A 26,996-nucleotide genomic window follows, 5' to 3' on the forward strand; every position below is an offset into this window, starting at 1 on the left:
GACCTCGGCCCCGCGCCGACGTCATCTCGTCATCCCCGTTCCCGCTGCCGCACCCCCGCGCTGGCTCGATGCGCCGGGCGTGGTACATTGCGTCATCGCGCGCCCTGACGCGCCCTCCACGATCGACGACGAATGCCCTCCAAGGAATCCGACACCCTGCTCGAGGCCGATCCAGCCGAGCGGCCGGATCGCGAGAAGCCCGAGTCCACGCGGCTCCCTCTCGTGCTCCTGGTCGACGGGGACAGGAGCATCTGGCAGCCGCTCGGCGCCCTCCTCTCGAAGCGATATCGCCTCGTCGTGTGCTCCTCGGCCGTGGACGGGGTCGCCGCCTTCACCGAGGACACGTGCGCGGTGATCGTCGATGTGCGGATGTCAGGGCTGGAGGGATTCTGGGTCTGCGACCAGATCCGCAAGGTGCAGCCGGAAGTGCCCGTGATCTTCTATTCGGCGCATCACGACGAGAAGGACTCGTTCGAGGTCATCAACGCGCACCGGCCCTTCGCCTATGTCGACAAGCACGGCGCGGAGCAAAAGCTCCTCGACGCCCTCGAGAAGGCGACGCGGATATTTCAAAGCACCCTCCGCAGCAGGCGGATCATCGAGCGGCTGCAGCGCCGCCGGCTGGAGGCGGTCTGACGCCTCGGCAGGGCGAGCCGCGCCCGCGCGGCGACCGGCGAGATCTGTGGCGCACGCTCGCCCAGCTGGCGCTCAGCCTGTCCGCGCTCTTCGCGGGGATCGCGCTCGCGGCGCACCTCGCCCGCGAGCAGCTCGACGCGCTCGGCCGCGGGTTCGTGGACCGCTTCGGCCTCGCCGGGATGTTCGTCGGCACCTTCCTCGCCGACGCGTTCTCGTTCCCGATCCCGCCGCAGTTCTACATGCTGACCGCGATCACCTCGGGTGGCTCGCAGGTCGCGCCCCTGATCGCCATCTCGACCGCCTCGCTCGTCGGCGGCTGCACGGGTTACCGCCTCGCCGGCCGCCTCGCGCGGATCCGCCTCTTCGCGGCGCGCATCGAGCGGACGCGACCCAGGATAGACCGGCTCTTCGAGCGTTACGGCTACTGGGCGATCGCGATCGGGAGCATCTCGCCGATCCCCTTCTCGATGCTCTGCTACCTGTCCGGGCTGTACCGGATCCCGCTGCGCTACTTCCTGACCATGGTGCTGTTCCGGGTGCCCCGGCTCCTCCTCTTCTACGCGCTCATCCGGGCGGGATGGAGCCAGTGAAGCCGGCGGCGTGAGCGCTACCTGGGGCTGTCCGTCTCCTCGGGCGACGGGTTCACCCTGACGCGCTCCAGGATCTGGTCGACCATGCCGAGATCGATCCCGGAGCGCTGCTCCACGACGTTCCTGGAGAACAGCCGAGTCGCCTCCTTCGCGAGCTCCTCGTCCGGGAGGAACGGCCGCGCGGGCGACCGCGGCGCCGGCAGGCCGATCTCCTTCTCGAGCTCGGAGATCGCCCGGATCATCTCCTGGTAGCAGGCGGAGGCGATCTGCACGGCGAACGGGAACACCTGGACGTTGCCCCGGCCGGCGCGCACGGCGTGCAGCGTCGCGGCGGCCTGCTCGGCGAACTGGCGACTCCCGTACGCGTTGGCCATCTGCGCGTACATCGCGATGGACTCCTGGTCCGCCGCGAGGTCCTCCTCCTTCGTCCGCGGCGCTCCGGACGGGGGCACCGACGACCACCGGACGATCATCCGCGCGTAGTCGTCGAGCGCGCGCCGCTGGAGCGCCAGTCGCTCCAAGAGCGCTTCTCGCCGCTGTCTCTGGAGCTCCGCTCTCTCCTCGTGCTCGGCCCGCCGCTCCGCGCTGAGATCCGCCGATCTCCGCGCCAGGTAAGCGCCGATGAAGAGGGCGACGCCGTTGCTGACGGCGATGAAGAGCATCTCCAAGATCTTGGGATCCATGCCGGTGCCCACGACTTCTATCACGTTCGCGCTGAACGCAGTGATGTGCCGCAGGATGCGGAGAAAAGTTGGCCGCCGCCCTCCTCCCGTGCAGGTGCGCCGTCATCCCACAGGCGGCCGTGGCCGCGCTCGGAGCCGCGCGGGCAGGCGTGATAGGATGTCCGCATGACCGGTTCACTCGACGCCGGGGCCGGCCCGCACCTGGATGGGCTCCCGGGCCCGCTGCGCGAGGCGCTGGAGAGGAGCCTCGCCGACCGGCTCGCGCGCTGCCCCGGGGCGGAGCTCAACCTGGACAACGCGTTCTGGGGCGCCCCCGAGCCGCGCGACCTCGGCGAGGCGCTCACCCGGCTCGGCCCGACGTGCGTCAACGTCGTTGTGCGCATCTTCGAGCGTATCCGCGGCATCGACCCGACGCTCGGCCTGTGGATGCAGATCAGGTATCTGCGCAACGTCTGGTGCGGCGGGAGCGCCGGATTCAAAGCGGTCTACGTGGAGCCGGCGGCCATGCGCGAGCGCCTCGATCGCCACTTCGCGGGAGCGGGCGGCCCCCGCGTGGCGCGCGACACGATCCTCGGGGGGATCGAGCACCAGCGGGGCGCGCTGCTCGGCTCGCTCGCGGCGAGCATGGCGGAGCTCTTCCGGGGCGGCGAGCCGCTCGACGCGGACAGCTGGCGCGAGGTGCACCGGCCGGAGCACGAGGCGGTCCACCTCTGCGTCGGCAAGCACGAACCGCGGCCGCCGGAGCTCGACGACATTCACCTCGACTGGAGCTCGCCGGTGGTGGGCGTCGACGAGGAGCGCCGCCGCTGCCGGTACGGGCTCCGCATCGGCGTGGTCCACTGGGTGCAGGCGCGGTTCGGGCTCGGCAAGCCGGTGTTTCCGTTCCAGAGCATCGATGACAGGGTCGCCGCCCTGGCCGGGCGCCGCGAGGCGCCGGCGCGCTGGGCCGAGTTTGCGGCGCGCTGGCGCGACGCGCGGTGGCCGCTCGCCCTGCGCGGCGGCGCCGGCGCGGAGGAGGCGCAGGCGTGGCTTCGCGCGTGCGACGAGCTCTGCGCCGCGCAGCGCGCGGACGCGTGAGAGGCCACAGGCGGCCGGCATGCCCTACCCCGCTCCCGACGGCACCCGGCTGATCGAGCACCTCGGCGCCGGCGCCACGTTCGACGTCGCGCTGGTGCGGCTCGGAGGCTCGCAGCCCGGCCCCACGCTTGTGTGCAAGCGCCTCGTCCCCGGCGTCCTCCACGAGCACGCGGGGCGGGCCGCCATGGTCCGCGAGGCAAAGGTCCTCTCCTTCGTTCGCCACCCCGCCCTGCCCGCGCTCGCGCGCGTCGGCGCCGATCGCCACGGCCCATTCCTCCTCGAGAGCCGGCGCGAGGGCACCTCCCTCCGCGACGTGCTCGACGGATGGCGCGGCCTCGGCCGGCCGCCGCCCGCGTCGCTCATCACCCACGTCGTCAGGAGCGCGATCGAGACGCTCGCCGAGCTCCAGGAGATCGAGGACGCCGGAGGCCCGGTCCGCTTCGTTCACGGCGATCTCGGCCCTGATCACGTGCTGCTGGGCCCGCTCGGCGACATCGGCCTCGTCGACCTCGGCGCCGCGCGGTTCCGCGGCATGGATCCGGACCTCGAGACAGCCGACCGGGGCACGGTTCCCTTCGTCGCCCCCGAGATCGCCCGCGGCGAATCCCCGCCGACCCAGCGCGGCGACGTCTACTCCATGGCGGCGACCCTCGTCTCCTTCGCGACCGGCGCGAGCCTGACGCGCGCGCGCGAGCAGGCCGCGGCGCTCGTCGAGATCAGCGAATCCGGCCTCTGCCTCGACCCGCTCTCCGTCACGGACGCGCTCTCGCCGGGGCAGCGCCGAGCGCTCGCTCGCGCGCTCGATCGCGATCCGGAGCGCCGCGTCGGGACGGCGCGGGCGCTGCTCGACGCGTTCGACGCGGCCGCTGCGCGGGCCGAGGGCGGCGCCGGGTCAGCGCGCTGACCCGGCCCTCCTGCGCGCCAAAACCGTGGACGCAAGCGGCCCATGAGATAAGTCTCGCCCGCATGAAGCCCCACCTAGGTCACGACAAGCTCGGCCTCGACACGCTCGCGATCCACGCCGGACAGCCGCCGGATCCGACGAGCGGCGCGGTCATGACGCCGATCGTCCTCTCGAGCACCTTCGCTCAGGAGCGGCCGGGCCACCACAAGGGGTTCGAGTACTCCCGCAGCGGCAACCCCACCCGCAAGGCGCTCGAGGAGTGCATCGCCGCGCTCGAGGGGGGGCGCCACGGCTTCGCCTTCGGCAGCGGCTCCGCGGCGACCGCCACCCTGCTCCACACGCTCCGCCCGGGAGATCACGTGCTCTCGGGCGATGACGTCTACGGCGGCACCTTCCGGCTCTTCGACAAGGTCATGCGGCCGATGGGCCTCGCCTCGACCTCGGTCGACATGAGCGACCTCGACGTCGTCCGCAAGGCCCTCACCCCGGCCACGCGGATGATCTGGATCGAGACCCCGACGAACCCGATGCTCAAGATCTTCGACATCGCGGGGCTCGCCGAGATCGCGCGCGCGCACGGGGCGCTGCTCGTCGTCGACAACACCTTCGCCACGCCGGTGCTCCAGCGGCCGCTCGACCTCGGCGCTCACGTCGTGGCGCACTCGAGCACGAAGTACCTGAACGGGCACTCGGACGTCGTCAGCGGCGCGCTCGTCACGTCCGAGGACGCGCTCGCGGAGCGGGTCGGGTTCCTGCAGAACGCGATCGGCGCCGTCCCGAGCCCGTTCGACTGCTACCTCGTGCTCCGCGGGATCAAGACGCTCGGCGTGCGCGTGCGCCAGCAGTGCGCGTCGGCCGCGCTCATCGCCGGGAGGCTCGCCGGGCACCCCGCCGTCCAGGCGGTGCACTACCCCGGCCTCCCCACGCACGCCGGCCACGCGCTCGCCGCGCGGCAGATGCGCGCGCCCGGGGCGATGATCTCGTTCGTCGTGCGCGGCGGCCTCCCCGTCGCCTCGAGGTTCCTCGAGCGGCTCGCGATCTTCGCCTGCGCCGAGAGCCTCGGCGGCGTCGAGTCGCTCGCCGAGCACCCCGCCCTCATGACCCACGCCTCCGTGCCCGCGGCGGCAAGGGAGGCGCTCGGCATCGCCGACGGCCTCCTCCGGCTCTCGGTGGGCCTGGAGGCCACCGAGGACCTCTGGAACGACGTCGCCCAGGCGCTGGACGACGCGCAGGCGCGCGCGGCGGGCACGTGAGCGCGCGCTGCCGCCGTTTGATCGCGGACCCCCGAGTACGATAGAAGCGAAGAGCGGCCTCGGGGCCGCCACCTACCACCGGAGCTTTCCATGCGTCTCGCTCGCCTCAGCTTCGTGCCCGTGCTCGGCCTCCTCCCCCTCCTCGGCCTCGGCTGCAGCGGCGCGGAGCCGCCGACCCCGCGCGGCGCATACAAGATGAACTTCGCCGACCCGGGCATCGACTGCGCCGCGCCGGGGCATATTGCGACCCTCGGCGAGGTGACCGATATCCAGAAGGTCCGGCTGGTCACCGACGGCGAGGACAGCGCCTCGGTCGACTGCTCCGTGTCCGGCTCGGGCACCTTCTCCGTCTCGGCGGTGGCCAAGAACCCCGCCGAGGCGGCCGAGATCCACGTCAAGATCGACGCCATCTCCCCCGCGGCGACCCGCGACGCGCCGGCCACCGGCAGCATCAGCTTCTCCTCGGCGAGGACGGGCGGCCAGACCTTCTACTCCGATACGGCGGCCCCGTGTGAGTTCTGGTTCGAGGGCAAGCAGGGGGTCGACGCGGGCAAGATCTGGGTCGGCTTCGAGTGCCCGGCGATGCTGAACGAAGGCGAGACATGCCAGCTCAGGCTGGGCGTCCTGGCCTTCGACAGCTGCGGAGGCTGAGCGGCGCTGGCGGCTGGCTGTTGACAGGCGGGCGCGCGCGGGGGGCGCCCCGCGCGCCAGCTCTTCCCGCGCGTCAGCTCTTCTCGGAGCGCGAGGCCGACACCGCCGGGACCGTCGACCGATCGCCCATGCTGACCTGCTGCGAGTCGGCGGGCGGGCCGATCGTCGCGCTGTTCGGGAGCTCGACGTCGTCCTGCTCGTCGATCCGGATCACGAGCGCCGTGATGTTGTCCTCTCCGCCGTTCTCGTTCGCCTTGGCGATGAGGCGGCGGCACATCTCCGGGACCTCCTCGGTCGAGCTCACGATGTGGAGGATCTGGTCGTCCGAGAGCATCCCGCTCAGGCCGTCGGAGCAGAGCAGGTAGACGTCGCCGGGCTGCGGCTCATCGCTGATCAGATCCACGGAGACGCTGTCGTGCATCCCGAGCGCGCGGGTGATGACGTTGCGCGGAAGCTCGGCCCGCTGCTCCTCGGTGAGCTCGGGCATCGCCATGATGTAGTCGTTGAACAGCGAGTGATCGCGCGTCAGCTGGCTGATCGAGCCCTTGCGGACACGGTACGCGCGGCTGTCGCCGACGTGGCCGACGTAGATCCGGTTCTTCTTCTTCGAGAAGAGCGCCCCCACGACCGTCGTGCCCATCCCGGCGCAGTCGCGCGACCGGATGCTGCGCTCGAAGATCTGGCGGTTCGCGACCCGGATGCCCGCCTGGAGCCGGTTCTCCTCCTCCGACAGGCTGGTGTCGAAGTGGAATGGCCAGGTGGCGTCCTCCCGCGACGTGGACCGGAAGAAATCCGCGATCGACTCGGTCGCCAGCTTGCTGGCTACGTCCCCCGCGCGGTGGCCCCCCATGCCGTCCGCGACGATGAACAGGTCGTACTCCGACAGGACGGCGTAGCTGTCCTCGTTGTGGTCGCGTTGGAGACCAACGTCCGTCATTCCTGAAGCGATCGCTCGCATAACCTCGGGAATCCTTGAGACGGCTCCGGGCCTTCGGCTTCGAACACCAACCATTTCACGCTAGCGAAAACCTGTCAAGCAGGGCCTCTCGCGCCCTAATGGGGGTCTTCAGCTTCAGCTTCAGCGTCTTCAGAGTCTTCGCGCGTCTTCTCACGCCTTTCACGCCTTCTCACGCCTTCTCACGTCGCGCCTGCGCACGCCCAACCGCCGACCTTCCTGATCCTACCGACTCCGACCGGGGGGACCGCAAGCCTCTTTTTCACTTCTTCGCTTCACGGGACGGTTCATTGTGAGCTGGGCTGGTCCCGGGCACGCCTCCCGAGGTGCTCGGACGCAGGCGCCGGCGCGGGCGGCAGCCGGGGTCGCGCGCGGCAGCCGCGGGTCGCGCGCGGGCAGGACAACGAGGCTGCGAAGCGTCGCCAGGCCGGGCCGGGCTCGGCGCGCGCGGCGTCACGACAGGCTGGGGCGCTGCGCGGCAGGCGATGTCGCGCAGCGCACGCCGCCGCGCCGCCCTCTTCAAAGGGCCCGGTTCGATCGCGGGCCGCGGGGAGGGGCGGCCGCACGGCGCTCCGGTCGACCAAGCCCGGTCGCCGACACCCGCCCGGCCGAGGGCCCGCTCACACGTCCAGGATGTCCTTTTCCTTGCCGGCGATCACCGTGTCGACGAGCTTCGTCCCCTCGGCCACCACGTCGTCGACCTTCTTCTTGGCCCGATCGGCCTCGTCGCCGCTGACGTCGCCGTCCTTCTCGAGCGAGTCGATCATCTCGTTCGCGTCCCGGCGGTGCTTCCGGATGGCAACTTTACAGTCCTCTCCGTTCTTCTTCGTCAGCTTCACCATCTCCCTGCGCCGCTCCTCCGTCAGCGGCGGGATCGGGAGTCGGATGAGGTCCGCGTCCACCTGGGGATTCAGGCCGAGATCGCTCTCCCGGATCGCCTTCTCGATCGCTTTCACCTGGTTCTTCTCCCAGGGCTTGACGCTGATGAGGCGCGGCTCCGGGACGGACACCGTGGCCATCTGCACGATCGGCGTCGGCACGCCGTAGTAGTCGACGCGGATGCCGTCGAGCATGGCCGCGTTCGCGCGCCCGGTGCGCACCTTCGCCAGGTCTCGCCGGAGAGCTTCGATGGCCTTCTCGATCCCTTCGCGCAGCTCCTTGATGACGTCCTCGAGCATGATCCGGCTTCCTCCGTGTGGGGCTCGCCCAGCCCGCCCTCTTCGCGGGCGGGGGCGGAGCTTACCGCGTATTTCCGGGCCGGCGGAGAAATCGATCCGCCCGACCTCGCCGGCGTCGCGGTCGGAAGAGCGCTCGCCTCCGCCTGGGCGCAGGCGGACACGCACGCGCCCGAGCGCCGCCGCGCCGTCCCCCCGGCCAGCGCGGGAGGCGCGGAACGCGGAAGGCGGAAGGCGCGCGCGGCGGGAGCGCGGCGAAGGCCGCCGAGCGCGCCACCTCCACTGTCGCGATCGTGCCGAGCTGTAGTAACTCTGGGAGGCAGGGCGACCCGATGCGCGATCTGGACTGGAACAGCTTCGACGTCCTCGTCGTCGACGACGAGCAGGACAACCTCGACGCGTTCCGGTTCGCCTTCAGGAAGTCGTTCAAGATCCATTATGCGCTGGGCGGCGCCGAGGCCCTCTCGCTCCTCGATCGCCTCGATCCTGCGGTGATCGTGGCGGACCAGCGAATGCCGGGGATGAGCGGTATCGAGTTCCTCAAGCAGGCGAAGGAGCGGCGGCCCGACGCGGCGGGCGTGCTGCTCACCGCCTACGCGGACATGACGGTGCTCATCGACGCGGTGAACTCGGGCGCGGTCGACCGGTACGTCCAGAAGCCCTGGAACTCGAAGGAGCTCGCCGTCATCCTCCGGCAGGCGATCGCCGGGGTCGCCACCCTCCGGGAGAACCGGCGGCTGCGCGAGCAGCTCGCGCAGTACGCGGGCTACCTCGAGCGCGAGCAGCGGGATCCGATCGATTTCGGCGAGATCGCCGGCGAGAGCGAGGCCATGCGCGAGGTCGCCGCCCGGATCGGCGAGGTGGCGAAGGCGGCGACGCACGTGCTGATCGAGGGCGAGGAAGGGGCGGAGAAGGAGGTCGTCGCCCGGGCGATCCACGTGGGCTCCCCGCGGGAAGAGCGGCCGTTCGTCAAGGTGACCTGCGCCGCGTTCCGGGGCGACACGCTCGAGCGCGAGCTGTTCGGCTGGCGGCGAGGCGCCTTCGACGGCGCGTTCGCCGAGCGCGCAGGCCGGCTCGAGCTCGCCCACCGGGGGACGATCTACCTCGACGAGCCGGCGCCGCTCACGCCCTCGCTCCAGGCGAGGCTGCTCCGCGTGCTCACCGACGGCGAGGTCGAGCGGCTCGGGTCGACGGAGACCACGCGCGTCGACGTGCGCGTCGTGCTGTCGCTCACGCCCGGCATCGACGAGGCCTGGGCGCGCGCGGGCGTGCTGCCCGAGCTCGTCTCCCGGCTCTCGGTGTTCCCGCTCCGGCTGCCCCCGCTCCGGGAGCGGCGCGAGGACATCCGCGCGCTCGCCGAGCACTTCCTGCGCAAGGTCGCGCGGCGCAACGCCCGCGCGGCCACCGCGCTGTCGGAGGAGGCGATCGCGAAGCTCGCGGCGTACACGTGGCCAGGGAACACGCGGGAGCTGGAGAACGTGGTCGAGCGCGCCGCCATCCTGTCGCGCGGCGACGTGATCCTGCCCGAGCACCTCGCGTTCACGGCGCGCGCGCAGCCGGCCGAACCGCCCGCGCGCGCGCCGAGGTCCGCCGCGCCGGCGGAGCCGGAGGCGGACCCGGCCGGAAGAGAGCCCGCCGCGCCGGCGTGCGCGCGGCCAAGGCTCGACCTGAGCTCCCAGCTCGACGACATCGAGCGGCGGGAGCTCCTCGCCGCCCTCGAACGCTGCGGAGGGAACAAGGCGGAGGTCGCGCGGCAGTTCGGCATGCAGCGCACGACCCTCTATTACAGGCTGAAGCGGCTCGGAATCGACGGGTGACGAAGGTTGAAGACGGTCGACGACGGTCGACGACGGGGGCGACTTGCGGCAGATTGCGTCGGCATGCTGAAGGTCGGCGAGCGCGCGCCGGAGATCGACACGCTGGCCATCGACGGCGAGCGCTTCGTGCTGTCGGCGCAGGGGGGGCTCTGCACGGTCGTGTACTTCTTCCCGAAGGCCTTCACGCCCAGCTGCACCGTCGAGGCCCAGCTCTTCCGCGACAACCACGCCGAGATCGCGCTCGCGGGCGCCAGCATCGTCGGCGTCAGCACCGACGACCACAGGACGCAGTGCCGGTTCGCCGAGGCGCAGAAGGTCCCTTACCCGATGATCGCCGACCGCGATCGCAGCGTGTGCCGCGCCTACGGCGTCCTCTGGCCGCTCATCGGCCTCGCCCGGCGGATCACCTACGTCGTCACGCCCGCCCTGGAGATCGCGGCGGTCTTCCACCACGAGCTCCAGGCCAGGAAGCACCGCGACGACGTGCTCTCGTTCATCGACAAGCGCTTCCGGGCGGCGCGCCCCCCGGCGGGGTGAGCGCGGAGCCCGCCGTGCGTCCCGCCCCCGAGCCCCGCGCGCCCAGCGAAGGCGCCGCGCTCCTCGAAGGAGCGGCGCCGCTACCGCGTGACTTCTACGCTCGCCCCGCGCTCGTCGTCGCGCGGGCGTGCATCGGCAAGGTGCTCGTCCACACGACGCCCGAGGGCACCGCCGCCGGACGCATCGTCGAGACCGAGGCGTACCGCGGCCCGGAAGACCTCGCCGCGCACAGCGCAGGCGGGCGACGGACCGTACGGACGGAGGTCATGTTTGGCCCGGCGGGTTATGCGTATGTGTTCCAGCTCTACGGCATGCACTGGGCGTTCAACATCGTCGTGGCCTCGGAGGGAGAGCCGCACGCTGTCCTCATCCGCGCCATCGAGCCGATGATCGGCCTCCCGCTCATGAGCCGCCGGCGAGGCGTCGCGCCTGGGCGGATCGAGCTCACCAACGGGCCGGGGAAGCTGTGCAAGGCGCTGGGGCTCGACCGCTCCGCGTACGGGATGGATGTCTGCGGAGCGCAGCTCTCGCTGCTGCCCGGCGCTGCTGGGCCCATCGGCAGGTCGCCTCGCATCAACGTCGACTATGCAGGTGCGTGGGCGAAGAAGCCGTGGCGATTCTACGAACGCGGCAATCGCTATGTCTCCGTTCCGCCTCGCCATTGAGCGGGCGTGAGGGCGCGAGCGCTCGAAGCGCTCGCGCCCGGGCCCAGGATCGCGCGACAATGGGCTCATGGGATTCTGGCCTTTCGGGGGGCGTGAACCTGCCAACGTCGAGAGCGCGTCGCAGGTTGTCACGGCGGGCACGCATCGGGAGACCCTGCGGGGAAAGTTAACGCTCTATTTCAAGGAGCCGCAGACGCGGAGCGCCGCGGACAGGGCCGCGGAGCGGTGCGCGCAGATCGCCGGCGACCTGCTGCGCGAGACAGCGGAGCGCGAGGCGCTCCTCGGCAAGGAGGCGGAGCTCGCCGCGGCCATCGCGGCCCGCGCGCCGCGCGGCCTCCCGGGGCTCCGCGCGATCGAGCTCGCGGCGCTGCACGTCGTGACCGAGCGCACCACGCAGTCGCGGCGCGGCGAACCGACGCCGCCCGTCCAGGATCCCACGCGGATCGCGGGCGCGCGCGCGCCATCGAACAAGCCCTCTCCGGGCGGCCTGAGCCGGACCACCGGCGTGCCGCCGGCCGGCAGCCGCGCCCTGGCGCAGGCTCCCGGCGCGCCGCCGACCGTCGGTCGCAGCACGCCGTCGAGCATCCCGCCGCCCATCAGCGTGCGCTCGCCGCCGAGCTCCGGCGCGCAGCGCGCCCGCGCCGCCGGAGCGGGCGCCGCGCGGGCGTCGAGCCCGGGGCTCATCGGCTCGCCCCCCACCGTGATCGCGGCCGCGCTCGCGCCGCTCCTGCGCGACGCGTCCACGCGGCTGCTCCTCGGATGCCTGCGGGCGCACGATCTGATCATCGTGCGCCGCGTCGCGATCGATCCTGGCGCCGCCGATCAGCTGGCCGCGCTGCTGCCCGTCTCCGAGGCGCCGCCGGGTGAGTTCGAGGCGAGCCGAGCCGCCGAGCTCTCCCGATGGCACACGGTGCTCGGCTCGCCCGTGATCAGCCAGTTGCGCACGGAGTCGTGCGCGATCAGCGCGCAGAAGGCCCGGGCCGCGCTGGGCGCCGCGAACATCGCGGCGGGCGTCGCGGGGGAGCTGATCGACGCGCTCTGCCGCACCGCCTTCCCGGGCCTCGCGCTGTCGAGCGCCCACGTCGATCGCTACGCGGAGCAGGATCTGAGCGAGCTGGCGGCCGAGAGCATGGCGCGCATCCTCCGGCACCCGAACTCGAAGCCGCTCCGCCTTGCGCTCGGCCCGCTGCTCGACGCGGTGCACGGCGACGTGGACGGCATCTCCCGCCTCGCGAAGGCCTCGCTCGGCAGCGCGCACTGAGGCCGATGTCCCCGCTCGGCGCGTTCCCTTCTCGGCGAGCTGGCGCTAGGAGGCGCAGGTGCGACACCATGTTCTCTCCCATGAGCTCTCTTTCTCCCGCAGATCGCTCCGCGGCCACCTCTCCCTGCTCGTCGCGCTGCTCTGCGCGTGCGGGCCGGCCGAGCGCGCCGCGCCCGCGCAACCCCTCACGAAGGCGGCCGTGGTGAGCCCGGCCGACGCGCGATCCAGCGCGGAGGCCGGCGCGGAGGCCGGCGCCGAGCAGGCGCTCGCGGCCTTGTCGGCGCGCGTGCTCGAGGAGTACCTGCGCGACGAGCCGGTCCGCGCCACCGAGGCGGGGGACCACCGGTACGACGCCGTGTGGCCGGACGTCACCGCGCAGGGCGAGGCCGCGCGCCGGCGCGCGATCGAGGCGGCGCTGGCCGAGCTCGGGGCGCTGCCCGCGGCGCGCCTCGGCGTCCAGAGCCGCGTCGACGCGGCGATGATCGAGAACCAGCTGCGCTCCTGGCTGTTCGCGATCGACGAGCTCCGCGAGGCGACGTGGAACCCGATGGTGTACACGGGCCTCGTCGGCGACGGGCTCGATCCCCTGATCACGAGGAGCTTCGCGCCGCTCGAGGAGCGCCTGCGGAGCCTCGGGGGTCGCCTCTCGGGCATCCCCGCGCTCGTGCGCGCCGCGGAGCAGCGCCTCACGGCGGCGCCGCCGCGCATCCACACCGAGACGGCGATCGCGCAGAACAAGGGGCTCATCGCGCTCTGCAAGTCCGAGCTCCCGGCGCTGTTCGCGTCGGCCCCGGCGCAGCAGGCCGAGCTCGACGCGGCCGCGAGGGCGGCGGCGGCGGCGCTCGAGGGCTTCCAGGCGTTCCTCGAGAAGGACCTGCTCCCGAGGAGCAACGGCGACTTCCGGCTGGGCCGCGCGCGCTTCGAGAAGAAGCTCCGGTTCACGCTGGACGACGCGACCATCGATATCGACGGCGTGGTCGCGAGCGCCCGCGCCCTGCTTGCGGCGACGCACGCCGAGATGCTCGAGACCTCGAGGGAGCTCTGGCCGGCGCTCTTCGGGAAGCAGCCCTTCCCGAGGGTCGAGGCGCAGGACGAGAAGATGGCCGTGATCAGGAAGGTGCTCGACGCGCTCGCGGCCGATCACCCGACGAACGCGACCATCGTGAAGGCGTCCGAGAAGCTCCTCGCGGAGGCGACCGACTTCGTCCGCGCGCGCGACCTCGTGCGCATCCCGGACGAGCCCTGCCGGGTGATCGAGATGCCCGAGTACCGCCGCGGCGTCGCGATCGCCTACTGCGACGCGTCCGGCCCGCTCGAGGCGAAGCAGGAGACGTTCTTCGCGATCGCGCCGACGCCGAAGGACTGGCCGAAGGCGCGCGTGGACTCGTTCTACCGCGAGTACAACTCGAGCATGCTCGCCGACCTCACCGTCCACGAGGCGATGCCGGGCCACTTCCTGCAGCTCATGCACAACAACGAGTTCCCCTCGAAGGTCCGCGCGGTCTTCTCGAGCGGCCCGTTCGTCGAGGGGTGGGCGGTCTACACCGAGTGGCTGATGGCGCACCACGGCTTCGGCGGCCCGAAGGTGCGGATGCAGCGCCAGAAGATGGTGCTGCGCATGTCGGTGAACGCCCTCCTCGACCACGGGGTGCACGCGGGCGCGATGGGCGAGGAGGAGGCGCTCTCGCTCATGACGAAGGACGCCTTTCAGGAGGAAGGCGAGGCCGTCGGCAAGTGGCGGCGCGCCCGGCTCACGAGCGCGCAGCTCACCACGTACTTCCACGGCTTCACCGAGATGATGCGCCTGCGCGCCGAGCACGAGCGCAAGCCGGGCTTCACCGAGCGCGCCTACCACGACCGCCTGCTCAGCCACGGCTCGCCCTCCGTGCGGCACCTCCCGGCGCTGCTTTCGGAATAGCGGCGATCCGCGCGCGGCCGAGAGGGCCGCGCGCGGCGAAGATCACACCGGGGAGATCGAGCCGCCGAGCTCGACGAAGCGGGCCTTGGGGAACGCCTTCTGGCAGGCATCGAGCTGCCAGTCGCCCTTGAAGAGCACGACAGCGTTCCCGTGCACGTCGAGGGCGCCGTAGCCGTAGAGGTTCGACTCGAGCTCGGCGAGGGGCACCGGCTCGCCCTCGACCCAGCGGGCCAGGCTGAACGAGAGCCGCTCGATCCGGGCGTCGACGCCGTACTCGGCCGAGAGGCGGTGCTTCACGACGTCGAACTGGAGCTCGCCCACGACCCCCAGGATGGCCTCGCCCTCCCGGCCCTCGGGCGGCCGGAAGAGCTGGACCGAGCCCTCCTGCGCGAGCTGCTCGAGCCCCTTCTTGAGCTGCTTGCGCTTCATGGGATCGATCATGACGACGCGGGCGAACTGCTCCGGCGGGAACTGCGGCAGCGCGGCGTACTTCACGGGCGAGCCGCTGCAGAGCGAGTCGCCGATGAGGAAGAGCCCCGGGTCGAAGACGCCGATGATGTCGCCCGCGAAGCCGTCCTCCACGAGCGTGCGCTCCTGGGCCATGAACTGCACCGGGTTGGTGAGCCGGATGTCGCGGCCGAGGCGCACGTGGTGCACCTTCATCCCGCGCTCGTAGCGGCCGGAGCAGACGCGGAGGAACGCGATCCTGTCGCGGTGGGCCCGGTCCATGTTCGCCTGGATCTTGAAGACGAACGCGGTGAAGCGGTCGTCGTCCGGGGCGATGGGGCCCTTGTCGCTGCCGCGCGGCGCGGGCGGGGGCATGAGCTCGATGAACGCGTCCAGGAACTGCGGCAGGCCGAAGTTGGTGATGGCGCTGCCGAAGAACATGGGCGTGACCTCGCCGCGGGCGAGCTTGTCGCGATCGAGCGCGTCGCCGGCGGCGTCGATGAGCTCGATGTCCTCGCGCAGCTGGCGGGCGCCCTCCTCGTCGAGCGCCTCGACGAGCTCGGGTGCGTCGAGCGAGACGACCTCCATCGGGGCGATCTCGGCGCCGTGCGCGACGAGCTCGAAGAGGAAGACCTGCTTGCGCTCGCGGTGATAGACGCCGCGGAACTTGCCGCCCGCCGAGATGGGCCAGGTGACCGGGTAGACGCCGATGCCGAGGACCTCCTCGACCTCGCCGATCAGCTCGAACGGGTCGCGCCCGGGGCGGTCGAGCTTGTTGACGAAGGTGAAGATCGGCATCTGCCGGAGCTTGCAGACACGGAAGAGCTTCTTCGTCTGCGTCTCGACGCCCTTCGCGCAGTCGAGGATCATGATGGCGGCGTCGGTCGCCATCAGCGCGCGGTAGGTGTCCTCGCTGAAGTCCGCATGGCCGGGGGTGTCGACCAGGCTCAGGAGGCGGCCCTTGTACGGGAACTGGAGAACGCTGGTCGAGATGGAGATGCCGCGCTCGCGCTCCATCTCCATCCAGTCGCTGACGGCATGGGCGCGCGCCTTCTTGGCCTTCACGGCGCCGGCGAGCTGGATGGCGCCTCCGTAAAGCAGGAGCTTCTCGGTTAGGGTGGTTTTGCCAGCGTCGGGGTGGGAGATGATCGCGAACGTCTTTCGACGGGCGATCTCGCGGGTGAGCATCGGGTCGGGCACAGCGGCGCGGCAGGATAGAGTCCGTGGGGGCTGCGTCAACCCAGGGGGCGACGGAGCCAGGGCGGGCGGGGGTGGTGCGCGAGCGGGCGGCGGGGGTCCCCCCACGAACTCGGGCCTTTTGGGGGGCTAATGCCGCGCTGGACGGGGGGCTCGGTCAGAGAGGGGGACGCTGCGGGGCAGGCCGGCCCTCGGGTTCGTGGGGCCCACCCCCGCCGCCCGCTCGCGCACCACCCCCGCCCGCCCTGGCTCTTTGTAAGGTGATCTTTGTAAGCGATGGGGGCGGCCGATGGGGATCGTGATCCTAGGGGCGTTGCGCGTGGGACGCCTCGGGTTGGGTCTTTGTAACGGGTCGTTATTTCGGGGCGCGAAGGGAGAGGGAGACGGTGACGCCCACGGGGTCGGCGCTGGGCGTGCCGATGGGCTTGTTCTTGAGGAACTGACGGATGCAGCGCTGCGCGTCGGAGGTGACGCCACGTGAGTCGAGGATCTCGACCCCCTCGGCACGGCCACGCACCCGGACGAGGAACTGGATCTTGATGCTGCCCGACGCGCCAGAGAGGCCGCCATGGTCGGCAACACACTTCGCCAGGTCGGGGGCGACCTTTTCGAGCCGCTTGGCCACGTTCGGGACGTCGCCGTTCATGAACTCGGGCTCCTTGATCTCCACGAGAGGGAGCGGCGCCGACACGATCGATGCGTCAGGCACGCCGCCGTCGATGGGGCCGGCGTCGCCAGGAACACCGCCGTCAGGCGGGGGGGCGCCGTCTGGCGGGGGGGCGCCGCCGTCGGGAGGGGGCGGCTCGGGCTGCGGCGACGGCGGGAGCCAGCCGGCATCGGCCTCGCCCGGCTCGAGGCAACGCACGAAGCCACGGTGCGGATCCTCCAGCGCGCCGTGCGGACAGCGCGGAGCGCCGCCCGCGTCAGGCGCCGCCGCCGTGATCCACCCCTGCTCCGGCGGCTCCTGCCGCGGCGGCGCACCACCCTCGGCGACCGCGCCGACGCAAGCGCCGACAGCACCCATCGACAGCGCCACGGAGACGGCCCACTGACCCAGACGCCCACCTGCTGCTCTCCACCGCATCGGGCGCTGTGATACTGCGGAACGGGCGCGGGTACAGGAGAAACCGCGGGGAGTTTGTCGAGGTAGCCGCGAGGCGCTCGCCGGCGGCGGCGACGACCGCGGTCCCGGAGCCCGCGAAAGCAGGCTCAGAGGGCGATGTGAGCGAGCGATCCCGCCGAGGCGTCCCAGAGCGCCCGCGCCCGGGACAGGGCGTCCGCATGCGCCCGGGTCCCCTCGGCGGGCCCCGTCACGGAGATCACGCCGCTCGCGCCGAGCTCGATCCGCTCGATGCCTGCGTCCGGGAACTCTTGACGGAGCTCCTTCGTCATCCGCTCGGCGATGCGCTGGAGGAGGCGCGCCAGCCGCTCGGGCGTGATGTCCCGGAACACGAGCACCTGCGGCAGAGGGAGCTCCGAGACGAGGCGAGCGCGGTCGGAGAGGCCCCGCTCGCCGAGCCGCCTCTCGACGAGCGCCGCGAACACGCTCCCGTACGCCCGGTCGACCTGCTCCCGCCGGAACCGCTCGTCGATGGCAGGGCCGAGCCGCGTCTCCAGCTGCGCGACGCCGTTCAGCCCGTTGGCGAAGCGCCCCTCGTTCTGCGCGAAGTACTCCCCGCGCGCGCGCAGGTCGCTCGCCAGCGACGCGAAATGCTCGCCCATCGTCGAGAGGGCGCGCAGCACGAGATCGGTGAACCTGAGCTCCTCCCGGATCCAACCCACGTCCGTCACCCGGTCGGCCATGAACGGCCAGACGACGAGGTTGTAGTAGTTGTTGAAGTCGAGGAGATACTTCAGCCGATAGAGCTCGAAGCTGCCGAAGACCGGATACATGCGCTCATAGAGCCGGAGCGTGCTGTCGTACTTGAACCGGTAGTACGCGTCGTAGGCCGCGACCCTCTCCTCGAACCCGGCGCGATCGCCGCGGACGTCGGAGAGGATCATCTGCGTGATGAACTCGTTCGCGGTCGCGATGAAATCGGAGCCGGGGCTGTAGAAGGGATCGGTGAACGCGCCGGCCTCGCCGGTGACGGCGTAACGGTCGGTCGAGAAGTACCGGTCCGCGTGGTACGGCAGGTGGGCATAGCTCTGGAAATCCTCGAGCTCCGCCCCCTCGAGCAGCTCGCGCGCGGCGCGGTGGGCGCCCAGGAAGCGCTCGAACTCCGCGCGCGTGCGCGGCCCGGGCAGCGCCCCGGCCGGCGCGTTGCCCGCGCCGATCCGGTCCTTGTCGAACACGACGCCCACGCTCATCAAATCACCAGCGAGCGGGATGAACCAGATCCAGTACCCGTCGTACATGAAGTGGTTCGTCGACAGGTGGCGCGACGTGTACCGCGCGCGCGACCGCCACGCCGCGTCGGTGACCGCATCGAGCCCCGCGACGCCGCGGTAACGCCCCCACGCGGCCGCCGTGTTGAGCCGCGCCTCCTTGTGCACCTTCACGCCGAGCTTGCGGAAGAGCACGTGCCGCCGCCCGGAGGCGTCGCACACCCAGCGGCAGGCGACCTCGCGCCGCTCGCCGCCCCGCTCGTAGACGACCGTGTGCCGCCCGCGCCCGTCGATCGCGACGTCGACCACCTTGGCGCCGAGCTCGACCTCGGCGCCCGCGGCGCGGTTCATGGTCACGAGATCGCGCTCCAGCCGCGCGCGCTCGAGCTGGAAGCTCGGGTGGAACGGCATGTGGTCGGAGCCGATCTCGCTCATCCGGGGCAGCGGGAGATCCTTGCCCGGAGAGTCGAAGAAGAAGCGGAGCCCGTTCTTCGGCAGCTGGTGCTGGTAGAGGTACGTGCCGAGGTTCAGCCGGCGAACCATGTAGTTCGCCGCGACCTCCACCGTGCTCTCGCCGACCTTGTAGTCCTCCATCGCCTCGGCAGCCTCGAGCACGAGGACCCCGAGGTCGGGGCACGCGAGGCGGAGCTGCCGCGCGAGGAAGCCGCCGGCGATGCCGCTGCCGATGATGACGATATCGAACGTGCGCATGACGAGCGCCCTTATACCGCGCCCCCGCCCGGCGGCGCGGGCTCCCCGAGCAGCTCGGCGCGGAGCGCGCCCGGCATCACCTCCGCCTCGTCCGGGCGGAGCAGCCCGTCGCCGTGGATGATCGACGCCGAGAGGCGACCGCCGAAGCGGCTGAAGATCACCTGGAAGCCGGGCGGCGCGACGACCGCGGGCAGCGGGTACGCCGAGCGCACCGGGAGCCCCGCGAACCGCTCCACCGTCACCGCGCCGGGGTTCGAGACGATCAGCGAGGCGAGCTCACCCTGGAAGGGCTGATCCCCCAGCCAGCGGTAGATCGGGCCGGGGAGCCAGCGGGCCAGATCGAGCGCGGCGATCATGGCGAGATCGAGCCTGTCGCGCACCACGGCCCGCTGCTGCTCGGCGAGGCGAGCCACCGCGCGCGCGTCGTCGTGGAGCTCGTCGCGGCCGAGCGAGAGCAGGGCCATCGTGAGGTGATTGCCGAAGAGCCGCCGCGCCCCCCCCTTGGGGTCGAGCGAGAGGGGCAGCGGGATCACGTGGTGCGGCGGGGCGAAGCCGCGGCCCGCAAGCGCCCGGTCGGCGAGCCGCGTCGCCGCGATCAACATGAGGCTCGTCTCGGCGAGCCGCGCGCGCTGGCGCACCCGGAGATCGAAGGCGCGGGTCTCCTCCGCCGAGAGCGTGAGCCGGAGGACGCGGGAGGCCGAGGGCCGCACCTGAGGACAGGCGCGCGCGAGCGACAGGATGGGCGCGCGGCCGAGCGACAGCACGTGGGCCTTGTACGCGCGCGCCAGCGCGACCCGCTCGTCGCGGTCCATGGCAGCCAGCAGGCGCTCCGGCGCGTCGTGCCGCTCCTGCCGCGGCGGCGGGTCGTCAGGCGCGTCGCCGCTCCCGGAGCCCAGCCAGGCAACGAGCCGATCCGCGCCCCTGCCATCCGTCAACGCATGGTGGTGGCGGAGCACGACCGTATCGCCGTCGCCCACCTCGCGCACGACGTCGAGCGCCCACGGCCGCTCCGCGGAGGTCCGGTCCGCGAGCAGCGCCTCGATGCGCGCCGCGCGCTCGCGCTCGCCCTCCACCTCGTGGAGGCGCAGCCCGGGGGCGCGCCGGTGGTGATCGACGACCCAGCGGGGCCGCCCCGCCCGCCCGAGCACGCTGTTGTCCAGCCGGAACCGGAGCTCGGGGAGCGCCCGGGTCGCGCGCTCGAGCCGCACCGCGAGCCGCGCCAGATCGACGCGGCCGTCGAGCTCGATCACGAACAGGCAGTGGTTGCCCGCCTGGCCGCGCGATCGCATGGCGCGATCGTTCATGAGGTGGAAGAAGTCGATCCCCCCGAGCAGAACGGGCGATGTCATGGTCTCCGCAAGGCACCGCCGATCAGGGGGGAGCCGCGCGCGACCCTAGCAGCCACGCGGGCCGCACGACAGCGCCCGCAGGCGCGGGATCACGCCTCCTCGCCGCGCACGCCGCGCGCCCGCGCAAGAAAACGAAAGTATCCATGCCATGGATACATGACTCATCGTATATTCTTTGGGTGAATCTTTCGGCGATCGACGTCAACCTGGTGATCGCGCTCGACGCCTTGCTGCAGGAGCGCAGCGTGACGCTCGCGGCCCGCCGGGTGGGCCTCAGCCAGCCCGCCATGAGCCACGCGCTGACGCGGCTGCGTGAGCTCTTCTCCGACCCGCTGCTCATCCGGGTCGGCCGGCAGATGGCGCTCACCTCGCGCGCCGAGGAGATGACGCCGCAGGTCACCGCGATCGTCCACGATCTCGCGGGCCTCTTCGGTGAGACGACGCCGGCGTTCGACCCGGCGACGAGCGATCGCACCTTCCGGATCGCCGCCACGGAGTACGTGGAGCTCGTCCTCCTGCCGCGGCTCAACGCGGCGCTCGAGCAGGGCGGACCGAGGCTCGCGCTCCACCTGCTCCCGCTCGACGGCCGCGCCGCCGACGCGCTCCGGAGCGGCGAGATCGATCTCGCGATCGGCGTCTTCCCGCAGGAGAGCCTCCCCCCCGACCTGCGCCGCGCGCCCCTCTTCGACGATCGCTTCGCGGGGCTCGCGCGCATGAGCCACCCCACGGCGCGCGGGCAGGTCGATCTCCAGACCTACGCGGCCCTCCCGCACGTCGTCGTCCCCAGGCGCGGCGCCCACGACGGGGTCGCGGACGATCTCATCACGGCGCGCGGGATCGCGCGCCATGAGGCCATGACGGTGCCGCACGTGCTCCTCGTGCCGCACGCCATCACCGCGTCGGATCTCGTGGCCACCGTGGCCACACGCCTGGGCAGGGCGTTCTCCAGCCTGGTGCCGCTCCGCACCTTCGACCTGCCGTTCGAGCTGCCGCCCATCGAGATCGCGATGGCGTGGAACAGCCGGACCGAGCGCGATCCCGCGCGGGCGTGGCTGCGCGGCGTCGTGACGGACACCGCCCCGAGCCCGCGGGAGGCGGCCCGGCGCAAGCGCGCCTGAGGGGGTCCGGGGCGCGGCGAGGCGCGCCGCGCCCGGGGGCTACCGGCCGAGCGCCTCGGCGCGGTTCACGATGCGCGGCGTGAGGAAGATGACGAGCTCGTTCCGCGTGTCGCTCGCGCGGCGCCGCTGGAAGAGGAGGCCGAGGACCGGGATGTCCCCGAAGAACGGCACCTGATCGAGGTTCCGGCCGGTGTTGCGGGTGAAGATCCCGCCGATCACCGCCGTGTGCCCGTCCATGATCAGGAGGTCGGTCTCCGCCTCGCGCTTCAGGATGGTGGGGTCGCCGCGGGCCGACGTCTGGTTGAAGTCGGGGTCGTCGCGGTTGATCTTCACGTGCATCGCGACGCTGCCGTCCGACGTGACGTGCGGCTTGACGAGCAGCTGGAGCTTGGCCTCCTGGAAGGTCGTCTGCACGCCCTGGGCGCTGATCTGCGAGAACGGGATCAGCGTCCCCTGGCTGATCCGCGCCTCCCGGTTGTCGAGCGTGAGGATGCGCGGGCTCGAGACGATCCGCAGCATGCCGCTCGCCTCGGCCGCGGAGAGCCGGACGCCGAGGTTGACGGTGTTGTTGATCGAGCCGAGCGTGAAGCCGAGCGCGCCGCCAGAGCCGGCGCCGACGACGGCCGGCAGGTTCACCGCGAAGTTCGGGTTCGACACCTGGCTCGCGAACGGCGAGAGGCCGCCGGTCGGGCTGTTCGAGTCGGTCGCGCCGCCGGCGACGCCGATCGCCGAGGGGAAGACGAGCCCCGTCGGGTTGCCGGTCGCCGCGCTGAACGTCCCGTCGCCGCCCCACTGGATGCCGATGTCGCGCACGTAGCGGCTCGTCGCCTCCACAATGCGCGCCTCGATCAGCACCTGCGGCGTCTGCGTGTCGAGCGAGCGGACCAGCTCCTCGATCTGGTTCAGGTTCCCCGCGACGTCGCGCGCGATGAGCACGTTCGTCCGCTCGTCGACCGCGAGCGAGCCGCGCGGCGAGAGCATGTCCTTCGAGCGATCCTGGAGGTCCTTCGCGTCCGCGTAGTTGATCGGGATGAGCCGCGTCTCGATCGGCGCGAGCTGGAGCTCGCTCTTGCGCCGCGCGATCGCGAGCTCCCGCTCCTTGTTGAGATCGGCGATCGGGGCGACGCGGATCATGTTGCCCTGCCGGACCACGCCGAGGCCCTTGGCCTGGAGCACCGTCTCGAGCGCCTGATCCCACGGGACGTTGCGCATCCGGATGGTGACCGTGCCGCTCACGTTGTCGGCGGTCACGATGTTGACCCGCCCCACGTCGGAGATCAGCCGGAGGACGTTGTGGATGTCCGCGTCCTTCAGGTCGAGGTCGATGCGCCGCCCCGTGAACCGCCGCTGCTGCCCGGCGATCGCGGGCATGAAGGCGCCGGCCTGGTCGGGCTCGACGAGCGACTCCTGGCTCTCCGTCGGACGGTGGGGGCTACGCCCGGCGTAGCCGGGCTCTGCCCCCACACCCCCGTCCGCGCCCTCGAACGAGGTCTCCACCTTCGGCGCCCCTTCGTCGAGGAGCGCCTCGCGCGCCACCGTGCGGGTCCGCCTCGCCGCGCCGCCGTCGGCGGCGATCCCCGAGAGCGCCGTGGGCAGCGCGCCCTTCGCGACGCTCAGCACGAGCGCGTTGCCCTCGCGCGCGACCACGCCCGAGGCGCCCTCGACCTGCTCGACCTCGACGACGACCCTGGAGCCGTCGCTGTTGCGCCGGAACGTCGAGATGGCCCGCACCGGGCCGCCGAAGGCGCCGACGTCGAGCTTGCGCTGGAGGGCGTCGGGGAGCCGGACGCCGCTGAGCTCGATGACGCGGCGCCCCCCCTTGCCGGTCGACTCGCGGTAGCTCGGGATCGACGAGAGCTCGATGACGACCCGATCGAGCGTCGCCTGGTGCTCGAAGCGCACGTCGGTGATCGCCGCCGGCTCGCGCTCCGGCGCCGCCGCCGCGGGGCCGGCCGGGGCCCGCGCCGCCATGGGCGCCGTCGCGTCGGCGGCGGCGAGCTCGATCACGAGCGCGCCCTGCTCGGCGCGGATCCGGTAGGCAGCCGGGCGCGCGAGCTGCACGAGCACCCGCGTCGTCCGCTGGGTCGCCTTGCCGAACCCCTGCGTCATCACCCCGGCCACGATCGCGTTGCCGCTCGTGATCGCGCCGGAAGCCCCGCCTGCCTCGGCGCCCTCGAGGTCGATGAGGAGCCGCTTGCCGCCGTCCGCGACCCGCGCCGAGAAGCGCGGCTCGCCGGTCGTCGCGACCACGATCTCGGCCTTGCCCTCGTCCGGTGCCGTGAGCCTGACGTCGCTGACCTTGATCGGGGCGGCGGCGTCTGCGTCTCCCGCAGGAGCGCCGAGGATCAACATCACCCCGAGTGCCGCAGCACGGCGAAGCGCGCCCCGCCTCGGGCGATAGTCTCGATTGCTCTTCATTGCACTCCCGCTTCGCGGTGACGCGAGATCTGCGTCACGCTGCCGGGAGGCTACTTCGGGTGCCCGGCGCGGGCCCAATTCGTGGCGGTCACGGGCCGCCGAGGGCCGCCTCGCTCTCCTCGCCGAGCGGCCTCAGCGCGATCACGCGCGTGGTCGGCGGGATCTCCGGGTGCGACGGGTCCTCGCGGATGAAGACGACGTCCGAGTCGCGGATCCGATCGATGCGCCAGTTGACGGCCACGTCGACGCCCGTGGGGCCGCCCGCGTGCACGATCTCGGCCTTGCCGACGAAATCGCCCACCTTCACCACCCACCCGAGCCCCGTGGGGTCGGTGAGCAGCGCGCGGGCGGGCGCGCGCGAGACGACGCCGACCAGCCTGAGCTCGTCGAGCGCAAAGCGATCCACGAGGACCTGGCGCTGGATCGTCACCCGACCCCGGGCCTGCGTCGCGAACAGCGACTCGAAGCTCCGGAACGGGTCGCGGCTCCGGTCGCTCTCGGAGAAGTCGGCCTCCTGGAACTCCCGGAGCGGCAGCGGCGGCAGCTCTGGCGCGCCGGCGTCCGCGGCCGCGGACCCGGCGCCGGCCGCGGACGCGCGCTGCGGCGAGGCGGAGGCCTGCGCCCCGGGCGGGCGCGGCTTGGTGGAGGAGGTCACCGGCACGTCCTCCTCGCACCCCGCGAGCGCGAGGGCCGCGGCGGTGGTCGCCCCGAGGGCGAGCAGCATCATCCGGCCGGCCTTCACCGGACACCTCCGCCGCTGCGACGCTTCACGCCGCTCGTCGCGGTCTCCCCGGCGCGCACGGCGCGGAACGCGGTCGCGAGGCACTCCACCTTGACCTCCACGTCGCTCCCCACGACCTTCGGATCCTTGATCTGGACCTCCTCGAGGTTGATGATGCGATCGAGCTGACCCACGCCGTGGAAGAACTTCGCCACCTGGTGGAACTTGCCGGAGAGCGTGAGCTGCATCGGCACCTTGGAGAAGAACTCCTGCGGGATCTCCTCGGTGGGGCTCCATGACGTCAGGTTGACGCCGGAGACGGTCGCGACGCCCTGGATGGCGGAGAGGAAGGCCGGCGTCTCGGACTCGTCCGGGAGGATCTTCTTCTGCTCGCGGCTCATCTGCTCGCGGCGGGTCTTCTCGTCGAGGTCCTTCTGGTAGGCGGCCTTCGACGCCTGCGCCTTGGTGAGCTCCGCCTGGAGCACGCCCTGCTTCTGCACGGCGCTCTCGATCTGCGAGTCGACGTCGGCGTAGAAGCCGACGAAGTACAGGATGCCGACCAGCGCCGCGAAGAGCGCGCCGACGCCGAGCTTGGCGAGCGGCGGCAGCCGGTCGAGCGCCGAGCCGGCCTGCACGGGCATGGGCTTCGTGGCCATCAGTACCTCACCTTCAGCTGCAGCGCGAACGAGACGAGCTCGAGCCGCGACGCCTTCTCGTTCTCCTTCTTCCCCGGGAGCAGCTGCACGTCGTAGAAGTACGAGGACAGCTTCAGCCGCTGGGCGAGCTCGTAGACGTCGGTGCCGTCGCGCGCGAGCCCCTCGACGCGCACGGTCCGCTCGGACTCGACGTAGCTCGTGAGCCACAGCCGGCGGCTGTCCCAGGACGGGTTGTAGACGGCGAGCGGGTTCTCCTTGCGGAGCTGCGCGAGCTTGTCCGGATCGGCGGTCGGCCCCTTGCCGTTCGTGAGCAGCTGCGCGAGCTCGAGGAGCACCGCGGTCGGCCCGCTGCGCGCGGCCTGGAGCTTCGCGATCGCGTCCTCGCGCGCGCGCAGCACCTCGAGCGCCTTCTTGATCTCCTCGTGGTTCGCCACGAGCGTGCGGATGTCCTGGATCTGGCTCTGCAGCAGCGAGTTCTTCCGGTTCTGCTCGTCGAGCTCCTCGACCTTCGTCTGGTGGAAGAGGAAGAGCGCGACGATCTCGAGGATCACGACGCCGAGCGTGACGAGCAGCCACCGCTGGCTCGCCTGGGGCGCGGCCCCGCGCGTGCCGCGCCGCTGCGGGAGGAGGTTGACGCGAATCACGAGCGCTTCTCCCGGTCCTTGCGCATCGCCAGCCCGAGCGAGACGCAGAACTGCGCCGCCCGGAGCCGGAGCAGCTCCTGGTTGACTTCCTTCGCTTCCACGGTGATGCGCTCCATCGGCTGGATCAGCTCGACGGCCACCCGGGCGCGCCGCCCGATCGCGGCGGGCAGCGCCGGCAGGTTGGACGAGCCGCCGGTCAGGTAGATGCGGTGCATGTCGCCCTCACCGCTCGTCGCCAGGAAGAAGTCGAGCGAGCGCTGGATCTCCCCCGCGATCGAGTCGCACACCTGCTCGATGGTCTCGATGACCTGCGCGGGCACGCCGCCCGGCCCCGAGGTCACGCTGGCGCACTTGAACTCCTCGGCCTGCTCGAAGCTGATGCCGAGCTTCCGCTGGATCTGCTCGGTGATGTAGTTGCCGCCGTTGCCGATGTCGCGGGTGAACGCGCTCGCGCCGCGCGACACGATGTTGATCGACGCGAGGCTCGCGCCGACGTTGATGATGGCGAACGTCTGGTCCGGCGGGATGCCGCGGTTCACCTCGAACAGGTTCTGGACGGTGAACGCGTCGATGTCGACCACCATGGGCTTGAGCTTCGCCGTCCTGGCGATCTGGGTGTAGTCGTTGATCTCGTCGCGCTTCGCGGCGACGAGCAGGAGGTCCATCTGCCCGGCCTCGGGGCGCCGGCGCAGCACCTCGTAGTCGACGTGGACGTCCTTGATGTCGAAGGGGATGTGCTGCTCGGCCTCCCACTGGATCTGCTCGTCCAGCTCGGCGGCGGTCATGAGCGGCACCGTGATCTTGCGGATGATGACCGCCTGGCCGCTGATGCTGAGCGCGATCTCGCGCTGGCGGATCTTGGCCTCGGAGAAGGCGCGGCCGAGCGCCTCGACGATGGCCTGCGCGTTCATGACGTGGCCGTCGACGATGGCCTGCGGCGCGAGCGGCGCGTAACCGAGCCGCACGAGGCCATAGCCCCTGCGGCCTTCCTTGATCTGAGCGATCTTGATCGCGCTCGACCCGATATCGACCCCGATCAAGTTCTTGCCTTCCGACATCCCGTCCGTCCTGCTCCGCGCCCGCCGTGGTGAAGCAAGGGAAGCCCGGGCTGCGTTGCCCGGCTCCCGGGCGCCCGATCCCCTGTGATCGCCTCTGGTCGCTTCTGGCGAAGCTTCGCACCACCGACGATCGCTGGGCAAAAAACCGCTTTACGCTCGCCTCCCGCCCGCCTATCGAAGTTCGATATGCGGTGCGGCGCCGCCGGCTCGGGCCGGCGAGCGCGCGC

Annotated in this window: 24 protein-coding genes; 12 read left to right on the forward strand and 12 right to left on the reverse strand. The window is 71.8% G+C overall.

Annotation, left to right across the window (positions count from 1 at the left end; all coding sequences use genetic code 11):
* The first annotated feature begins 132 nt into the window (after positions 1-132).
* A complete protein-coding gene (locus WMF44_RS33050) occupies positions 133-636 on the forward strand; it encodes a response regulator (protein WP_437294032.1) in 504 nt (167 codons plus the stop codon).
* Positions 637-791: 155 nt separating this feature from the next.
* Positions 792-1,226, forward strand: coding sequence for a YqaA family protein (locus tag WMF44_RS33055; protein ID WP_437294033.1), 435 nt, complete (start codon positions 792-794; stop codon positions 1,224-1,226).
* Between the two features lie 17 nt (positions 1,227-1,243).
* On the opposite strand, the gene WMF44_RS33060 is transcribed toward WMF44_RS33055, so the two are convergent.
* Positions 1,244-1,909, reverse strand: coding sequence for a hypothetical protein (locus tag WMF44_RS33060; RefSeq protein WP_437294034.1), 666 nt, complete (start codon positions 1,907-1,909; stop codon positions 1,244-1,246).
* 165 nt (positions 1,910-2,074) lie between these two features.
* On the opposite strand from WMF44_RS33060, the gene WMF44_RS33065 reads away from it, so the two are divergent.
* The 4 genes from WMF44_RS33065 (at position 2,075) to WMF44_RS33080 (ending at position 5,794) form a co-directional block, all read left to right on the forward strand.
* Positions 2,075-2,986 (forward strand): hypothetical protein, encoded by a 912-nt coding sequence (locus WMF44_RS33065; protein ID WP_437294035.1) that lies wholly within the window; start codon positions 2,075-2,077, stop codon positions 2,984-2,986.
* 19 nt (positions 2,987-3,005) lie between these two features.
* Entirely contained in the window at positions 3,006-3,890 is an 885-nt protein-coding gene (locus tag WMF44_RS33070) for a protein kinase domain-containing protein (RefSeq protein WP_437294036.1), read from the forward strand.
* Between the two features lie 62 nt (positions 3,891-3,952).
* Positions 3,953-5,143, forward strand: a complete 1,191-nt coding sequence (locus WMF44_RS33075; RefSeq protein ID WP_437294037.1) for a cystathionine gamma-synthase — start codon at positions 3,953-3,955, stop codon at positions 5,141-5,143.
* A gap of 90 nt (positions 5,144-5,233) precedes the next feature.
* Complete coding sequence (locus WMF44_RS33080; protein WP_437294038.1) at positions 5,234-5,794, forward strand: hypothetical protein; 561 nt, start codon at positions 5,234-5,236, stop codon at positions 5,792-5,794.
* Positions 5,795-5,867: 73 nt separating this feature from the next.
* Here WMF44_RS33080 and WMF44_RS33085 read toward each other — a convergent pair whose 3' ends face one another.
* Positions 5,868-6,731 (reverse strand): Stp1/IreP family PP2C-type Ser/Thr phosphatase, encoded by an 864-nt coding sequence (locus WMF44_RS33085; protein ID WP_437294039.1) that lies wholly within the window; start codon positions 6,729-6,731, stop codon positions 5,868-5,870.
* Positions 6,732-7,369: 638 nt separating this feature from the next.
* Entirely contained in the window at positions 7,370-7,927 is a 558-nt protein-coding gene (gene frr, locus WMF44_RS33090) for a ribosome recycling factor (RefSeq protein ID WP_012238793.1), read from the reverse strand.
* A gap of 329 nt (positions 7,928-8,256) precedes the next feature.
* Between frr and WMF44_RS33095 the strand changes: the two genes are divergently transcribed.
* From WMF44_RS33095 to WMF44_RS33115, 5 genes are all read left to right on the forward strand, one after another.
* A complete protein-coding gene (locus tag WMF44_RS33095) occupies positions 8,257-9,741 on the forward strand; it encodes a sigma-54-dependent transcriptional regulator (RefSeq protein WP_437294040.1) in 1,485 nt (494 codons plus the stop codon).
* A gap of 63 nt (positions 9,742-9,804) precedes the next feature.
* On the forward strand, positions 9,805-10,278 hold the full coding sequence (locus WMF44_RS33100; RefSeq protein ID WP_437294041.1) for a peroxiredoxin: 474 nt from the start codon (positions 9,805-9,807) through the stop codon (positions 10,276-10,278).
* 14 nt (positions 10,279-10,292) lie between these two features.
* Entirely contained in the window at positions 10,293-10,943 is a 651-nt protein-coding gene (locus WMF44_RS33105; protein ID WP_437294042.1) for a DNA-3-methyladenine glycosylase, read from the forward strand.
* A 67-nt stretch (positions 10,944-11,010) separates the two neighbouring features.
* On the forward strand, positions 11,011-12,204 hold the full coding sequence (locus WMF44_RS33110) for a hypothetical protein (protein ID WP_437294043.1): 1,194 nt from the start codon (positions 11,011-11,013) through the stop codon (positions 12,202-12,204).
* A gap of 58 nt (positions 12,205-12,262) precedes the next feature.
* Positions 12,263-14,122: a DUF885 domain-containing protein gene (locus WMF44_RS33115; RefSeq protein ID WP_437294044.1), complete on the forward strand. Its 1,860-nt coding sequence runs from the start codon at positions 12,263-12,265 to the stop codon at positions 14,120-14,122.
* Positions 14,123-14,164: 42 nt separating this feature from the next.
* On the opposite strand, the gene WMF44_RS33120 is transcribed toward WMF44_RS33115, so the two are convergent.
* The 4 genes from WMF44_RS33120 to WMF44_RS33135 all read right to left on the reverse strand — a co-directional run bounded on the left by WMF44_RS33120 (position 14,165) and on the right by WMF44_RS33135 (position 20,154).
* Positions 14,165-15,757 carry a peptide chain release factor 3 gene (locus tag WMF44_RS33120; RefSeq protein ID WP_437294045.1) on the reverse strand — a complete coding sequence of 531 codons (1,593 nt, stop codon included), beginning with the start codon at positions 15,755-15,757 and terminating at the stop codon, positions 14,165-14,167.
* 364 nt (positions 15,758-16,121) lie between these two features.
* Positions 16,122-16,790, reverse strand: a complete 669-nt coding sequence (locus WMF44_RS33125) for a hypothetical protein (RefSeq protein WP_437294046.1) — start codon at positions 16,788-16,790, stop codon at positions 16,122-16,124.
* Positions 16,791-16,975: 185 nt separating this feature from the next.
* Positions 16,976-18,805 carry an NAD(P)/FAD-dependent oxidoreductase gene (locus WMF44_RS33130; protein WP_437294047.1) on the reverse strand — a complete coding sequence of 610 codons (1,830 nt, stop codon included), beginning with the start codon at positions 18,803-18,805 and terminating at the stop codon, positions 16,976-16,978.
* An 11-nt stretch (positions 18,806-18,816) separates the two neighbouring features.
* Complete coding sequence (locus tag WMF44_RS33135) at positions 18,817-20,154, reverse strand: wax ester/triacylglycerol synthase domain-containing protein (RefSeq protein ID WP_437294048.1); 1,338 nt, start codon at positions 20,152-20,154, stop codon at positions 18,817-18,819.
* Between the two features lie 179 nt (positions 20,155-20,333).
* Between WMF44_RS33135 and WMF44_RS33140 the strand changes: the two genes are divergently transcribed.
* Positions 20,334-21,272: a LysR family transcriptional regulator gene (locus tag WMF44_RS33140; protein WP_437294049.1), complete on the forward strand. Its 939-nt coding sequence runs from the start codon at positions 20,334-20,336 to the stop codon at positions 21,270-21,272.
* A gap of 39 nt (positions 21,273-21,311) precedes the next feature.
* Here WMF44_RS33140 and WMF44_RS33145 read toward each other — a convergent pair whose 3' ends face one another.
* From WMF44_RS33145 to pilM, 5 genes are all read right to left on the reverse strand, one after another.
* Entirely contained in the window at positions 21,312-23,624 is a 2,313-nt protein-coding gene (locus WMF44_RS33145) for a type IV pilus secretin PilQ (RefSeq protein ID WP_437301643.1), read from the reverse strand.
* A gap of 154 nt (positions 23,625-23,778) precedes the next feature.
* A complete protein-coding gene (locus tag WMF44_RS33150) occupies positions 23,779-24,432 on the reverse strand; it encodes a pilus assembly protein PilP (RefSeq protein ID WP_437294050.1) in 654 nt (217 codons plus the stop codon).
* Complete coding sequence (locus WMF44_RS33155; RefSeq protein ID WP_437294051.1) at positions 24,429-25,067, reverse strand: type 4a pilus biogenesis protein PilO; 639 nt, start codon at positions 25,065-25,067, stop codon at positions 24,429-24,431. The genes WMF44_RS33150 and WMF44_RS33155 overlap by 4 nt, the downstream gene beginning before the upstream one ends.
* Positions 25,067-25,711: a PilN domain-containing protein gene (locus WMF44_RS33160; protein WP_012238808.1), complete on the reverse strand. Its 645-nt coding sequence runs from the start codon at positions 25,709-25,711 to the stop codon at positions 25,067-25,069. Before WMF44_RS33160 ends, WMF44_RS33155 begins: the two co-directional genes overlap by 1 nt.
* A complete protein-coding gene (pilM, locus tag WMF44_RS33165; protein WP_012238809.1) occupies positions 25,708-26,769 on the reverse strand; it encodes a type IV pilus assembly protein PilM in 1,062 nt (353 codons plus the stop codon). Before pilM ends, WMF44_RS33160 begins: the two co-directional genes overlap by 4 nt.
* Between the last annotated feature and the right edge of the window lie 227 nt (positions 26,770-26,996).

The organism is Sorangium sp. So ce426, assembly GCF_051475585.1.
Lineage (GTDB): Bacteria > Myxococcota_A > Polyangia > Polyangiales > Polyangiaceae > Sorangium > Sorangium cellulosum_B.

What these genes read in the sequence shown, in the direction of transcription:
- WMF44_RS33060 (WP_437294034.1), bottom strand. Translation starts at nt 1,909, where the DNA reads ATGGATCCCAAGATCTTGGAGATGCTCTTCATCGCCGTCAGCAACGGC.
- WMF44_RS33070 (WP_437294036.1), top strand. Translation starts at nt 3,006, where the DNA reads ATGCCCTACCCCGCTCCCGACGGCACCCGGCTGATCGAGCACCTCGGC.
- WMF44_RS33065 (WP_437294035.1), top strand. Translation starts at nt 2,075, where the DNA reads ATGACCGGTTCACTCGACGCCGGGGCCGGCCCGCACCTGGATGGGCTC.
- WMF44_RS33130 (WP_437294047.1), bottom strand. Translation starts at nt 18,805, where the DNA reads ATGCGCACGTTCGATATCGTCATCATCGGCAGCGGCATCGCCGGCGGC.
- WMF44_RS33145 (WP_437301643.1), bottom strand. Translation starts at nt 23,624, where the DNA reads ATGTTGATCCTCGGCGCTCCTGCGGGAGACGCAGACGCCGCCGCCCCG.
- WMF44_RS33095 (WP_437294040.1), top strand. Translation starts at nt 8,257, where the DNA reads ATGCGCGATCTGGACTGGAACAGCTTCGACGTCCTCGTCGTCGACGAC.
- WMF44_RS33100 (WP_437294041.1), top strand. Translation starts at nt 9,805, where the DNA reads ATGCTGAAGGTCGGCGAGCGCGCGCCGGAGATCGACACGCTGGCCATC.
- WMF44_RS33125 (WP_437294046.1), bottom strand. Translation starts at nt 16,790, where the DNA reads ATGGGTGCTGTCGGCGCTTGCGTCGGCGCGGTCGCCGAGGGTGGTGCG.
- WMF44_RS33075 (WP_437294037.1), top strand. Translation starts at nt 3,953, where the DNA reads ATGAAGCCCCACCTAGGTCACGACAAGCTCGGCCTCGACACGCTCGCG.
- WMF44_RS33080 (WP_437294038.1), top strand. Translation starts at nt 5,234, where the DNA reads ATGCGTCTCGCTCGCCTCAGCTTCGTGCCCGTGCTCGGCCTCCTCCCC.
- WMF44_RS33050 (WP_437294032.1), top strand. Translation starts at nt 133, where the DNA reads ATGCCCTCCAAGGAATCCGACACCCTGCTCGAGGCCGATCCAGCCGAG.
- pilM (WP_012238809.1), bottom strand. Translation starts at nt 26,769, where the DNA reads ATGTCGGAAGGCAAGAACTTGATCGGGGTCGATATCGGGTCGAGCGCG.
- WMF44_RS33135 (WP_437294048.1), bottom strand. Translation starts at nt 20,154, where the DNA reads ATGACATCGCCCGTTCTGCTCGGGGGGATCGACTTCTTCCACCTCATG.
- WMF44_RS33155 (WP_437294051.1), bottom strand. Translation starts at nt 25,067, where the DNA reads ATGGCCACGAAGCCCATGCCCGTGCAGGCCGGCTCGGCGCTCGACCGG.
- WMF44_RS33110 (WP_437294043.1), top strand. Translation starts at nt 11,011, where the DNA reads ATGGGATTCTGGCCTTTCGGGGGGCGTGAACCTGCCAACGTCGAGAGC.
- frr (WP_012238793.1), bottom strand. Translation starts at nt 7,927, where the DNA reads ATGCTCGAGGACGTCATCAAGGAGCTGCGCGAAGGGATCGAGAAGGCC.
- WMF44_RS33120 (WP_437294045.1), bottom strand. Translation starts at nt 15,757, where the DNA reads ATGCTCACCCGCGAGATCGCCCGTCGAAAGACGTTCGCGATCATCTCC.
- WMF44_RS33085 (WP_437294039.1), bottom strand. Translation starts at nt 6,731, where the DNA reads ATGACGGACGTTGGTCTCCAACGCGACCACAACGAGGACAGCTACGCC.